A 13,531-nucleotide genomic window follows, 5' to 3' on the forward strand; every position below is an offset into this window, starting at 1 on the left:
AAAACCTTTTTCAATGGAATGGGATGAGAAACGCAGGCGGCATGGACAACGTGCCGCCTGCGCCCTGTCCACGCGCCGCCTACACATCCGCCTACGCTGCCGCCTACGTCGAACGCACAGGAAGGGCTGAGGCGAAAGAAATCCTGCATGAACGTTCTGGGAGACCCAGGCTTGTTTTGCTAGGAGGTGTTGCATGACAGACCTTCAACAAGGCTGGAGTTCCGTGCTGGCTCAATTGCAGTTGGACATGCCACGCGCCTCGTATGAAACCTGGGTGGTGGGCACGGTTGCGTTGGGATTGGAAAACGATGTACTGCTTGTTTCCACGCGCAATGCCTATGCCCGTGACTGGCTGGAGTCGCGTCTGACCAGCACAGTCCAGCGATTGCTGGTTGGGATTCTGAATCGTTCCGTCTCTGTGAAGTTTGTCGTTGGCGATGAGTCACAGGCAGAGGCGGAGATGGAAACCGAAGCGGAGGAAACAGACGAACCGGAATTGAACATCGAGCCTGTGCAGTGGCTGGACTACGACCGCATCGTCCAGCCGCACAAGCAGGTCGTGGTGAAGGGCTATCTGCGCCGACTGGGAATGGAGATCGGACCCAAGGCGGTCTGGTTGTATGTTGGATTTCATCAGGCGGCGTGGCGGGTGCAGGATCAAAACCATCCATCCGGAAAACCATTGCACAGCCATGAGGTGAAGCGTTTCAGCACAATGAGCAACGGCGCCTTCTGGCGACTATTGAAACACACTGGCATTCAGGGACACCTGACCGGACTCGTGCAGCGTATCGATTCCCAGGATGCACGCCGTTTCCGGCGTGGACGCGACGGACGTCCCCATCGCGCACCGATCCGCTATCAGGTCTTCATGACTCCGCGTCTGACACGCGCCGACGCCATTGCGGTTCATCTGCGGTTGAAAGCATTGATCGAAAAACATAACTCAGTCTCCAATGCTCTGCAGGAGCTGCTCGCCGTGGAGGATGTCATGGATCTGCTTACTCCGCTGGATATGAAACTGCCTCATGCGCCCATGAACACGGTGATGGATATGGTACATCTGGAAACAGGTGAAACCTTTTCACCTGAAATCGAGCGTCTGGCGCAGGAACTGCATCGCAAGATCATCAACTGTCTGGGCGACATTCACATTCCCCACTACTTCATCACAGAAACCATCAAGCGGTACAACCTGACGCCCGCACAAGCCTGGTTGATCACGGCCGCGCGCGATATGGCATTCATCAATGCGCGTACCGGCGAACGGCGGGATGTGGTGACCTTTAAGCGCGGATATCAGGAGATGGCGGAGTTGATCGGTTCCAACCGTTACAAAACCGTACAAGCCTGGCTCCATCTGCATTGGACTTCGCAACAACGCGGAGGTAACCTTTCCCGCTTTCTGCAAGAAATCGATCTGCCGGATTCAAAGACCTACGCCGACCTGCGCGTGGAATCCATGCCACGTGCTTTTCGGGTATTGCTGGACGAACCGCTGGACGCAGATGGGAGTAATAAGGTGGACGCAAATGGGAGTCATATGGCAGACGCAGATGGGAGTATTAGCTGGACGCAAATGGGAGCATTAGCAGACGCAAATGGGAGTCATATGGTGGACGCAAATGGGAGTGATTTAAACTCTTTTAAACACCCCTTAAACACTGACAAGAAAAACACTTCCACCACCCAGCACGCCTGCGGCGAAAATGCGGCGGAGGCGGTCGCTCCTGATTTTTGGGAACTCGAAACCCTGCTTGCACAAAATGACGTGCATCCCAAAGTGCAGAAGGAGCTGCTCGAAGTCCAGGCATCCGTGCATGCCTTTGTTTCGTGGGTGCTGTATGTCGCCAGTCCGAAAAGTGGGAATCTTTCCGATCCCTTGGGCTATGCCATCAGCCGCTTGCGCGAACATCCTCTGCGTGAAGCGCGCGGAGTCTTCCGGCAATTTGCCGACCTGCCACCGGAAGAGTTGCTGGCCTTGATCGACTCCACCCCCACCCGGGCATATGAACTGCCCACGAAAATTGAACACCCACTCGCGCACGCCTGGAAGAAGGCAATGGGTTCCAATAACCCCAGGCTGCCCGTTGTGCGCGAAATCCTCTTTGGCGAAGGAGCCAGTGAATAATATGCAATTACAGTTTCTGATCACCTCCGAACAACGCGCCTCCGGCGCCATGTTCATGGAGTCTTTGAACGATACCGTCCTGGCGTTTATCTATCCCACGGATGGGAGACGGACCTTCCACACCTTCTTCTGCCCGCCCATGCGGATCATTGCGCTCAGCGCGGAAGGACAGGTGGTCTTCGATGAAGTCATCACCAAATGGCGCTGGGTGAAATTGCCCGTTTGTCGGTACGTGATCGAGACCGGTCCGAATGTGGACTATCGCCCATATCTCCAAACGGTGCTATCCGTGGCGCCGGACCTGCCTCAGTTGGGCTCAATGGATCCCAGCCTGCGCATGGACGGTTTGTTATTTGCATTGCTGGCGGAGGCTGTCGCTGACATCCGCCGCATTCGCGAAGCCCATCGCGGGCAGATCAAACCCGAACTCCAACGGCGCCGGTTCGAAGCCTGGGAACGCGGGCAGATCGTGAGTTCGGCCGGGTTCATCCTGGATTTTTCGCGGGCGTGGAATCTGCCGGATGGCGCGGTGAAGTTATCCTACTCCGTCCTGAAAGCCGAGGAGCCTTATCTGGATGAGATCGTGGCAGCCTCTGTAGCCGGCATTCCCTGGCGGCACGAGTTTCCCAAAGCCTGTATGCGCTGCGGCAAGCCCGCTTCGTGGCGACCGATCCTCAACCCTGCTCCGAATGCACCGGTGGAAATTCTATGGCGCTACCAACGACCCGAAAACGCCATCCCGATTTGCCATCATTGCACGGAAACCTTAAACCTTCTGCGGGATGCATCGTTGCAACTTGATCTGGTTTGGGGCTTGTGGGGTCCACGCTTCGAAGCCTTCTGGGGATGGCATCGCGCAAGGAAGAACAACCGTTTGCCGAAGGGGTGGGATATGTACGCCCATCCGCTCTGGCCGGCAGACTTTGGTGGAGAACAGTGGGAGACCGGTAGCGGCGCTTTGACGTCCGCCGAACCGCGACCCCCGCATCAGGTCGTGCGAAGTGATCAGCATATGCAAGCCTTGCGCCGTGGGTTGTACACCAAAAAGTTTCGCGGGCGACAGCCGGGCGAGACCCCTTTGCAAAAATTATTAGACTTCCGGCTCGACATTCCACAAGGAGAATCCCGATGACTTTTTTTGCCTTTCTCGGCGCGCTTAGTTTGAGCGTGCTCGCATTTGAACTGCTGAACGTCTTTCAATCCGCCTTCAGCACCTTTGGCGGCAATCGCCTGATGAACGTTCAATCCCAGACTCCAGTCAAGAGACGCTCAACCTGGGAGGCATTGCTGCTGGCCGTGCTGCCGGGACGCTTCGATCCGGATCAGGCGAAGAACATGGGGGATGTGATCAGCCTCTTGAGACGTGCCGGCTATCCATACGACACCCCCGGTGAATTCTTTGCCGTGGCGATCCGCGACTTCTCGACCTTCCTGTTCGTGGGCGGGATGCTGGCAGGCGCTTTAGCCGCCATGAACATCATCGCTGCCGCGCCGGTGATCGCTGGCATCTTCATCTTGCTTGGATTACGGCGACCGTATGTACGGATGAAGACACTCGCAAAGAAACGCGCCGAGTCGTTGCGCAATAACATGTTGATCGGTCTCTCTGTATTGAGTTCATTACTTTCTTCCGGCGTGGGCGTGCAGGAAGCCCTGCGCCGCGCTTCGACCGTGGGTGGACCGTTCTGTAATCTATTGGGATTGCTTGTTGCGCGCATGGAGGTGGAGGACTTCACCAAAGCCATTGATGTCACCCGCGCCCATCTGCCCGATCCGAAGGATGTGGAAGCGAATCTATTCCTGCGTGACATCTATGACTTCTTCGCCAACAACCGTCCAGTCTTGTCCAGTGTGCAAGGACTTCAAGGGTCTGTTCACCGTTCCGTGGTGGAATCAACTGAAGAACGCGCGGCTCTGGTGCGCCAGCGTGCCGGCTTGTTTGGGGTGATGGCGGTGTTGGGTTTGGTGCTGGCGATCATCGCGCCGTTCATGGGGTCGGGGTTGATGTAATGCCAGGTTCACGAACTCCGAATATTTATCATCCCTTTTGGCGTTCGCTTGCCTATTGGATCTTTGTCACACTGGCAGTGCTGACTGTTTTTTTCAGCGTTCGCCAATTGACCCTCTGCTGGACCCTGACTGCCCTACCAGGTGTTCCACCCGCAGAGTGCGCTTTACAAAACCAACCATCTTCCGATCTGCCGGCATCTCCCGATCCGGCAACTGCAAACGATCTTCCAATTGAAATATCCGCGCCGGAAATGGAGCTGCCTCAATGGGACGGCGCCAGTCGGATCAACATCGCCTTCTTTGGCTTGCGCGGCGACGATGGACAAGGAGAAGGTTGCCCGACCTGCACCGATACGATCATGGTTCTGACCGTGGATCCAGTCACAAAGACTGCCGGCATGTTGTCCATCCCACGTGATATGTGGGTCAACATTCCCAGCGCAGGATACAGTCGCATCAACACTGCCTGGGCAATTGGCGAGAATGCCAAATTGCCGGGCGGCGGACCTGCCTTGGCAATGCAGACCGTTTCACAGTTCATCGGGGTTCTGATTCATTATTATGTGCAGGTGGATTTTGGGACCTTTGTTTCGTTCATCAATCTGATTGGCGGCATCGATGTGTATGTCGAGGAACGCATGGTGCTTGATCCGCTCGGCGAGGGACCAGATCATTTTGTGTTGAAGCCGGGAGATTACCGCCACCTGACCGGACCGCGCGCCCTGGCGTATGCACGCTGCCGGCATGAATCACAAGGCTGTTCAGGCGGGGATGTGGGACGTGCCAAACGCCAACAACAGGTCATCCTCGCGATCCGCGACAAGGTGCTGGAACCGGAAACCTTTGCCACATTGATTACCCAGGCGCCACAGTTGTATGCAGAATTTTCTTCTGGGATTCACACCAACATGTCGTTGGAGAATGCGATCCAACTGGCGGTGTTGGCAAAGGACATTCGGGTGGATGACATCAAGAGAGGCGTGATCGATACCACGATGGCGATCCCAGCCGATACAACCATCAACGGTATACCGGCAAATGTTTTGCGTCCTGTCCCGGATCTTATTCGCATCCTGAGGGATGAAATCTTTGTCCCCGGTGGTCCGCTCAGTCCATTGGCGCAAGGTGATCCAGTGACACTGATGCAATCTGATCAGGCGAAGGTCAGGATTATCAATAACACCTATACTGCCGGATTGGAGGAACGCACTGCGTCTTTTCTGACAGCGCAGGGTATGCAGGTAGTGGAATATGGTCCGCCGACCGGTGCATCCAACACCACGAAAATAATTCTTTACTCTTCAAAGTTATATGCCCTGCGGTATTTGACGGAACTCTTTGGGGTGGGGAGTCAACAGATCATCATCCAGCCTGATCCGGCTTCCACGGTGGATATCGAGATTCGCATTGGGGAGGATTGGGTGGATAAACTGCCAGGAGGATTTTAGCAAAACCACCAAAAAAGATTTTTATCCCGCTTTTGCAGGTAACGATTTGGATCGCGGGACGGTCGGACTGCCCTCCCAATCCTGGCAGCAGGCAGCCTTATTTTCAAGGTGAGGCATTTACAAAGAAACCTTGAACCGTGTCTACGTTTTGGGGATGTGCTGTATACTTGATTTGTGTCCGCTCCGATTTTGGCGACGAAACTGTATATTCCTCCGCCCCGACCTGGCATTGTCCTGCGTCCGCGTCTGATCGAGCGATTGGATAATGGCCTGGCAAAAGGGCGCAGATTAACGCTCATCTCCGCATCTGCCGGCTTTGGGAAAACCACGCTGGTCAGCGAATGGATTACGCATTGTGGGAGGTCAGTTGCGTGGCTATCATTGGATGAAGGCGATAATGATTCCACACGCTTTCTAACATACCTCATCGCTGCTTTGCAGACGCTTGCGGAAAATATTGGAGCACGGGTATTGGGCGCGCTTCAATCCCCTCAACTACCGCCAATTGAATCGATTCTGACAACCCTGCTAAATGAAATCACCACCATCCCGGACAATTTCGTCCTCGTCCTTGATGACTATCACATTATTGATTCCAAACCAGTAGACAACGCACTCACCTTTCTGCTTGAGCATCTGCCACCACAGATGCACTTGGTCATCGCCACCCGTGAGGATCCACAGCTACCTCTATCCCGATTACGCGCCCGGGGCCAATTGACCGAACTGCGCGCCACTGATTTGCGTTTTACCCCCTCCGAAGCCGCCGAATTTCTCAACCAGATGATGGGCCTGAACCTCTCGACGGAAAACATCGCCGCGCTGGAAGCCCGCACCGAAGGTTGGATTGCTGGACTTCAATTAGCTGCGCTTTCCATGCAAGGCAGCAAGGACGTTTCTGGGTTCATTCAAGAATTCGCTGGAGACCACCGCTACATCGTGGACTATCTGGTCGAAGAGGTTCTGCAACGCCAGCCTAAACATGTGCGCAACTTCTTACTGCAAACCGCTATTCTCAACCAGTTGAATGGTTCGCTGTGTGATGCCGTCACTGGTAAAGAGGATGGCAACGTGCAATTGGAAGTCCTACAGCGAGGCAACTTCTTTGTCATTCCGCTGGATGACAAGCGCAACTGGTATCGCTATCACCATCTTTTTGCCGATGTCCTTCGTATGCACTTGATGGCGGAGCAGCCCGATCAGGTATCTGCCCTGCACCGGCGCGCGAGTGAGTGGTATGAACAGAACGGCCTGCGATCCGATGCCATCCGCCACGCGCTGGCTGCCGAGGATTTCGAGCGAGCGGCGACCTTGGTCGAACTGGCAGTCCCAGAAATGCGCAGGAATAGACAGGGAGCCACAGTCAAGGAGCTTGGCTGGTTAAAGGCGCTACCCGACGAGCTGATCCGCTTCAGGCCAGTGCTCTGCGTTGACTATGCTTACGCATTATTTGCTGGCGGCGAGCTAGGGGCTGTTGAGGCCCGACTGCGGGACGCCGAACGGTGGCTGGATACGACGGGCGGCACACGCGAACGACCGGAAGCCCCGGCGGTGGGGATGGTTGTCGTGGATGAAGAGGAATTTCGCCGTCTGCCGAGTATGATCGCCCTTCTCCGTGCCGCGCACGCACTGGCCCGGGGCGATATGCCTGAGACCGCAAAAAACGCTCGACGGGTGCTCAATCTCGCACCTGAGGATGCCCATCTGATGCTTGGTGGGGCCGCATCGCAGCTGGGTCTCGTCGCATGGGCGAGCGGGGATCTCGACACCGCCTTCCGGATGACTGCCGATGGCATGGCGAATGTGCGGCGGGCCGGGTATATCTCTTCCGCCATTGGCTGCTCCATCGTTCTGGCGGATGTCCAGATCGCGCAAGGCTGTCTCCACGAGGCAATGACAACCTATGAGCGAGCATTGCAATGGGCGATGGAGCCGGGCGCGCCAGTTCTGCGGGGAGCGGCAGATATGTATGTGGGCATGAGCACCCTTCACTATGAACATAATGATCTGAAAGCCGCCACGCAGTGCCTGCTCAAAAGCCAGTCTATGGGTGATCTTGCCGGGTTACCGCAAAACCCGTATCGCTGGCGCGCAGCGATGGCACGCATGCGACAAGCGCAGGGGGATTTGGATGGCGCGATTCAACTGCTCGAGGAGGCTGAGCGCGTATACGATGGCAACTTCTCCCCGAATGTGCGCCCGGTCGCGACGAGGAAGGTGCGGGTGTGGCTGGCGCAAGGCCGGTTGGGTGAAGCCCTGGGGTGGGCGCGCCAGCAGGGACTGTCCGTTGAAAACGATCTTAGCTACCTGCACGAGTTCGATCACATCACCCTTGCCAGGGTGCTCCTGGCTCGCTATCAGAGCGACCGTGCAGATGGCTCCATTTCCGGGGTAGTAGGGCTGTTGGAGCGTCTGTTGAAAGCAGCGGAAGAAGGCGGGAGGAAGGGTAGTGTGGTTGAAATTTTGGTATTGCAGGCGTTTGCTTATCACGCGCAAGGTGACCTGCCTGCTGCTCTCTTGCCTTTGCAACATGCCCTTGCGTTGGCCGAGCCGGAGGGCTACGTCCGCATGTTCCTTGACGAAGGCTCAAGCATGATACAACTGCTTCGCGAAGTTTCCGCGCGTGAAATCATGCCAGACTACACAGACAAGCTACTGGCAGGATTTGAAGCTGAGAAGCGGAAAGGCGAAGACAAACCTGCTCTACCCTCTGCCAATCTCCTTATTGACCCATTGAGCCAACGCGAGTTAAAAATACTACAACTCATCGCCCAGGGACTATCGAATCGTGAGATTGGCGAGAGGCTTTTCCTCGCCCTGGACACGATCAAAGGGCATAACCGCAAAATTTTTGATAAACTGCAAGTTCAAAGCCGCACCGAAGCCATCGCCCGCGCCCGCGAACTGGGTTTGCTGTAAGTATCTATTTTCCCCAACATTTCTTCTCAATAACTGAAAACAACACCTGTAACCAACACTAAAGTGTCTGTTCGTTAACACTGTGTGGGGGATATTATCTTTGTACATTGAACAAGTGGCACGGACTGTAATGACCGGCCACAACAGGTACAAGGTGATGTCAAACGAACTCGAATCAAAACCGACTCCAGGTCAACCCGTGGTCTATCAGATCAGAATCAAGGGGCATTTGGGTAGTCAATGGACAGACTGGTTTGAGGGCTTGACCATCACGCTGGACAAGGACGGCGATACGCTTCTAACCGGTCCAATAGTTGACCAGTCCGCGCTGCATGGGTTGCTCAAAAAAGTGCGTGATCTGGGAATGCCCTTGATCTCGGTCGTTCAAGTCCAACTCGATGAAACTCATCCATATCGTTCAAATAAGGAGAAAAAAATGAACACAAACAAATCGACTATCGGAATAGATCCAAGGGTAAAACTTTCATTGCTATGGATATTTGTAGTATTGCTTATGGTTTACGCGGATATTGTTTCTTTACTGGATCCCACGTCTCCGATCCGCGAAGTAATGGCGGGAGCTCCATTGCCTGCGGGTGGTTTGCTGGCGGGTGCAATATTAATGATAACTTCAATTTCCCCGGTCATGCTGTCCTGGGTATTGAGCTACAAAGTAAATCGCTGGGTAACCATCATCATTGGTGCCTACATGATTGTACATATCGTTATAGGCGGGCACGGTTTGTATTATGTGTTATTTGCAACAGTGGAAGTTGCATGCATATTGCTAATTATCTGGTATTCCTGGAAGTGGACTACCGCTGAAGTGAAACCTGAATAACATGGCGCTCGATCAAGACTCATTGCATGTATTGCTAAAAGGAGACAAAAATGAATTCAATCAATAAGAACGCAAGAATGGCAGGGTTCCTGTATCTCATTTACATGGTAACTCATATCATCAGTGACGTGTGGCGCGGCAGCTTTATTGTGCCTGGGGATGCTGCCGCAACAGTCAGTAATATCATAGCTCATGAAGGGTTATTCACTATCACTGTTGTAGGTGATCTACTCGCTGCTGCGCTTTTCTTTTTGACCGCCTGGGCTCTCTATGTTTTACTCAAACCAGTCAATAAGAACCTTGCTCTCCTATTCTTATTATTAAACCTGGGCGGTGTCGCCATTCAATGTTCCAGCGATCTTTTTCTGTTTGCCAGCCAGTTGCTGATGAATGGTCCCGATACCTTGAACGGTTTCCAGTCGGATCAATTGCAATCTCTGGCAATGTTCTTTCTCGATTTACGCGAAAAAGGGTTTACAGTCGCCCAGCTATTCTATGGCGCCTGGCTCTTTCCGCTTGGCTATTTAGTCTTCAAGTCGGGCTTCCTTCCCAAAATTTTGGGTATCGTGCTGATGGTTCATTGTTTTACCTGGATGTCGACTTTCTTTCAGTCTTTCCTCTTCCCAGGCTTCACAGCCATCACCTATGTAAGCTATCCACTCGGCTTCATTGCGGAATTTGGGCTTACTTTGTGGCTTTTGATAAAGGGCGCAAAAGAGCAGAAATCTGCCTGAGTTAAGGTTGACCACCCATCACAAGGAAAAAATAAAATGTTGAAAAAAGGTTCGACAGTCCTTTCAATATGGTGCGGCATCAACTTCATTCTCGCCTTTATCATATTGTGCTATGTCATCGTCCTCAAACAGAATTCCCCGATCCTGCAAGTGGCTTCTTTTTCAGAGGCTGAAATTGCGGGGCTTGGCGCCAAAACCATCGCCGCGCTCAATTGCTTTACGATCCTGTACAACTCCTGCTCACTGATGGTTTCGGTGCTTACGTGGCCGCTTATTCGTAAGAATCTGGTCGCCGGTGAAAAATCGGCTTTCTGGACGCTGGTCTTCGTGATCGGATTCATCGAAGTGATGGCATTTCTCGCTTCCTCATACATTGGGCATGGACGCTGGCAGGTGAATGTCCTTCAGAGCATGCTTTACGTTGTGGGCATTGGTTTGTGTGGTTATTCTATATTCAAGCGACAAACATAAGATGCTATTATCAATAATCAGGGAAATTCCCTTGCTGTATAATAACCAATATGCCCGCGCCAGTTTTGGCTACCAAACTGTACATTCCCCCGCCCCGTCCCAACATCGTTCCACGTCCGCGCTTGATTGAGCGGCTGAACGATGGGTTGGCGATGGGTTGCAGGCTGACGCTCATCTCCGCTTCGGCCGGCTTCGGCAAGACCACATTGGTCAGCGATTGGATTACTGATTGTGGCAGGCCAGTCGCCTGGTTATCACTGGACGAAGGGGACAACGACCCTGTCCGCTTCATCACGTACCTGATCGCGGCATTGCAGACCATTAAGGCGGGACTTGGCGAGGGAGTTTTATCAACTCTTCAATCGCACCAGCAGCCACAAGTCGAAATGGCTCTGACGACTCTGCTCAACGAAATTTCTTCCATCCCCGATTCCTTTCTCCTCATCCTCGACGACTATCATGTAATTGATTCCAAACCTGTGGACGCCACTCTCGCCTTTCTGGTCGAGCAACCGCCGCCGCAGATGCACCTGGTCATTGCCACGCGCGAAGACCCAGCCCTGCCGCTGGCTCGTCTACGCGTTCGCGGTCAACTGACAGAATTGCGCGCCGCAGACTTGCAGTTCACCCCCTCAGAAGCGACTGAGTTCCTCAACCGTATGATGGGACTCAATCTCTCTGATGAAGATGTCGCCGCATTGGAGTCCCGCACCGAAGGTTGGATCGCTGGACTGCAATTGGCCGCGCTCTCCATGCAGGGGCGATCAGACGCCGCCAGTTTTATCCAGGCGTTCACCGGCAGCCACCGGTACGTACTCGACTATCTTGTCGAAGAGGTTCTTCATCGTCAGCCGGAACAGATCCGCAGTTTCTTAATGCAAACTACGATTCTCGACAGACTTTGCGCCTCTCTATGCAATGCTGTTACTGATCGGGAAGACAGCAAAGAGATGCTGGAAACCCTGGAGCGAGACAACCTGTTCGTCATTCCGCTTGATGACCAGCGCCAGTGGTATCGCTATCACCACCTTTTTGCCGAGGTTCTGCAAGCGTACTTGCAAGAGGCGCAATCTGATCGGATATCTGAGCTTCATCGGCGGGCGAGTATTTGGTTTGAACAGAATAATCTATCGGCTGATGCCATCCGTCATGCGCTGGCATCTAAAGATTTCGAGCGAGCGGCAGACTTGATCGAACGGGTCTGGCTGCCGATGGATCTCAATTACCAACATGTTACATGGCTAGGCTGGGTGAAAGCACTGCCCGAAGATCTTGTTTACGCCCATCCGGTGATTAGTGTGGGCTATGCTTGGGCGTTGTTGGGTTCCGGGGAGTTGGAGGCGAGCGAAGCCCGCTTGCGGGATGCCGAGCGCTGGCTGGAACCGGCAGGTATGCAGGCAGAGGATTCGTCAGTCAAGACTGGTCTTGAGTCCTCACCTGCACATGCGCCAGGTGCAAGTGTCGACTATCCTCAGGATAAACTCCGCCGCAAAATGATCGTTGTGGACGAAGTGGAATTTCGGTCATTGCCTGCCTCGATCGCTGCCGCCCGCGCCTATCGCGCCCTGGCTTTGGGTGATATACCCGGCACAAAAATGTACGCCCGTCAAACACTGGCGCTTGTCACTGAGGATACTTCACCCCATCACACTCAGGGTACGGCATTACTGGGAATAGCCGAATATGCCAGCGGCGACTTGCAGGCAGCGGAGCAGGAACTCCTCAAGTTTCAGGCGCTGATGTGGCAGGTCAACGACCTCGCCAGCGCTATTGGCATCACTTTTGCCCTGGCAAACATTAAGCTGGTTCAGGGCCGTCTGCGTGAGGCTGTCAGTGCTTATCAGCAGTCACTGCAACTTGCGGCGAATCGTGGTGCGCCATTCTTTATCGGCGTATCTGATCTGTACCGAGGTCTCGGCGAACTGCTTTGTGAGCAGAACGAGCTGGAAGCCGCGGCACAGCACTTGTTAACAGCCCAGCAGATGGGCGAGCGAGGCGCGACAACCGGCTGGACGCAGCGTCTATGCGTTGCTCAGGCGCGCTTGAAAGAATCGCATGGCGATCTGGCTGGGGCGCTCGTCTTGTTGGATGAGGCAGAGCGTCAATATGTCAGGAATCCGCTTCCCGATCCTTCTGTCGCGGCGTTGAAGGCGCGGATGTGGGTTAGGCAGGGGCGATTGAACGAAGCCTTTGCGTGGGTGCGCGAACAGGACCTATCCCCAGATGATGAGTTGAGCTTCATGCGCGAGTTTGACCATTTCACACTGGTTCGGGCACTCATTGCCCGATACAAAACTGATCGGGCACCTGGCGATCTTCAGGCGGCACTGAGCCTGCTGGCGCGCCTCTTGCAAGCCGCAGAAACAGGCGAACGGAATGGGAGCGTGATTGAAATCCTGATACTGCAATCGCTCGCTCATCAAGCGCAGGGTGACCAGCCGTGCGCTCTCGCCTCGCTGGAACGTGCCTTGTCTCTGGCTGAGCCAGAGGGTTATGTCCGCATCTTTGTGGATAAAGGCGAAGCGATGCGGTTGTTGGTCGAAATACAATCGCGCAATCGAGATCATCCTATGAGCGGTTATGCCGGCAAACTTCTGTCTGCCTTTACACAACCGGCAGCAACCGCCCCGAAATCGAAAATCAAAAATCAAAAATCTGAAATCGTTGAACCTTTGAGCGAGCGTGAAGTGGAAGTGCTTCGACTTCTCCGAACCGAATTGAGCGGACCCGAAATCGCCGAAGTATTAATCGTGTCGCTCAACACCTTGCGTACACACACCAAAAATATTTTCAACAAGCTGGGGGTCAACAACCGTCGGGCGGCTGTCCGCCGCGCCGAAGAACTCGATCTGTTCTAGTTGCCTGAAACTTCTCCAACCCGACTCCAGCCTCGCCGCTGGAGTTTTTATTTTCCACTCAATCACCACCTCAATCACATCATGTGGTGATGACGTCTCACCACCTCAAACGGTATCTT

The 13,531-nt window shown here is 54.0% G+C and carries 10 protein-coding genes; all 10 read left to right on the forward strand.

The features are described 5' to 3' along the window. Positions 1–23 precede the first annotated feature (23 nt). Entirely contained in the window at positions 24–197 is a 174-nt protein-coding gene (locus tag QY332_15655; GenBank protein ID WKZ35049.1) for a hypothetical protein, read from the forward strand. Beyond that, positions 194–2,131: a DnaA N-terminal domain-containing protein gene (locus tag QY332_15660; GenBank protein ID WKZ35050.1), complete on the forward strand. Its 1,938-nt coding sequence runs from the start codon at positions 194–196 to the stop codon at positions 2,129–2,131. Before QY332_15655 ends, QY332_15660 begins: the two co-directional genes overlap by 4 nt. A 1-nt stretch (position 2,132) precedes the next feature. Next, complete coding sequence (locus QY332_15665) at positions 2,133–3,263, forward strand: hypothetical protein (GenBank protein ID WKZ35051.1); 1,131 nt, start codon at positions 2,133–2,135, stop codon at positions 3,261–3,263. After that, on the forward strand, positions 3,260–4,141 hold the full coding sequence (locus QY332_15670) for a hypothetical protein (protein WKZ35052.1): 882 nt from the start codon (positions 3,260–3,262) through the stop codon (positions 4,139–4,141). The genes QY332_15665 and QY332_15670 overlap by 4 nt, the downstream gene beginning before the upstream one ends. Beyond that, positions 4,141–5,589 (forward strand): LCP family protein, encoded by a 1,449-nt coding sequence (locus QY332_15675; protein WKZ35053.1) that lies wholly within the window; start codon positions 4,141–4,143, stop codon positions 5,587–5,589. Before QY332_15670 ends, QY332_15675 begins: the two co-directional genes overlap by 1 nt. 189 nt (positions 5,590–5,778) lie before the next feature. Next, positions 5,779–8,508: a LuxR C-terminal-related transcriptional regulator gene (locus QY332_15680; protein WKZ35054.1), complete on the forward strand. Its 2,730-nt coding sequence runs from the start codon at positions 5,779–5,781 to the stop codon at positions 8,506–8,508. Positions 8,509–8,665: 157 nt separating this feature from the next. Then, the gene (locus QY332_15685) at positions 8,666–9,349 is read left to right on the forward strand and encodes a DUF6326 family protein (GenBank protein ID WKZ35055.1); all 684 of its coding nucleotides are present in this window, start codon (positions 8,666–8,668) and stop codon (positions 9,347–9,349) included. Between the two features lie 50 nt (positions 9,350–9,399). Then, complete coding sequence (locus tag QY332_15690) at positions 9,400–10,083, forward strand: DUF4386 domain-containing protein (protein WKZ35056.1); 684 nt, start codon at positions 9,400–9,402, stop codon at positions 10,081–10,083. Positions 10,084–10,119: 36 nt separating this feature from the next. Beyond that, complete coding sequence (locus QY332_15695) at positions 10,120–10,554, forward strand: hypothetical protein (protein ID WKZ35057.1); 435 nt, start codon at positions 10,120–10,122, stop codon at positions 10,552–10,554. A 50-nt stretch (positions 10,555–10,604) separates the two neighbouring features. Next, positions 10,605–13,412 (forward strand): LuxR C-terminal-related transcriptional regulator, encoded by a 2,808-nt coding sequence (locus QY332_15700; GenBank protein WKZ35058.1) that lies wholly within the window; start codon positions 10,605–10,607, stop codon positions 13,410–13,412. Positions 13,413–13,531: the final 119 nt, after the last annotated feature.

This window comes from Anaerolineales bacterium (assembly GCA_030583885.1).
Lineage (GTDB): Bacteria > Chloroflexota > Anaerolineae > Anaerolineales > Villigracilaceae > Villigracilis.

Excerpts from the sequence above, each read along its gene's own strand:
- QY332_15655 (WKZ35049.1), top strand. The coding sequence starts at position 24 with ATGAGAAACGCAGGCGGCATGGACAACGTGCCGCCTGCGCCCTGTCCA.
- QY332_15660 (WKZ35050.1), top strand. The coding sequence starts at position 194 with ATGACAGACCTTCAACAAGGCTGGAGTTCCGTGCTGGCTCAATTGCAG.
- QY332_15665 (WKZ35051.1), top strand. The coding sequence starts at position 2,133 with ATGCAATTACAGTTTCTGATCACCTCCGAACAACGCGCCTCCGGCGCC.
- QY332_15670 (WKZ35052.1), top strand. The coding sequence starts at position 3,260 with ATGACTTTTTTTGCCTTTCTCGGCGCGCTTAGTTTGAGCGTGCTCGCA.
- QY332_15675 (WKZ35053.1), top strand. The coding sequence starts at position 4,141 with ATGCCAGGTTCACGAACTCCGAATATTTATCATCCCTTTTGGCGTTCG.
- QY332_15685 (WKZ35055.1), top strand. The coding sequence starts at position 8,666 with ATGTCAAACGAACTCGAATCAAAACCGACTCCAGGTCAACCCGTGGTC.
- QY332_15690 (WKZ35056.1), top strand. The coding sequence starts at position 9,400 with ATGAATTCAATCAATAAGAACGCAAGAATGGCAGGGTTCCTGTATCTC.
- QY332_15695 (WKZ35057.1), top strand. The coding sequence starts at position 10,120 with ATGTTGAAAAAAGGTTCGACAGTCCTTTCAATATGGTGCGGCATCAAC.
- QY332_15700 (WKZ35058.1), top strand. The coding sequence starts at position 10,605 with ATGCCCGCGCCAGTTTTGGCTACCAAACTGTACATTCCCCCGCCCCGT.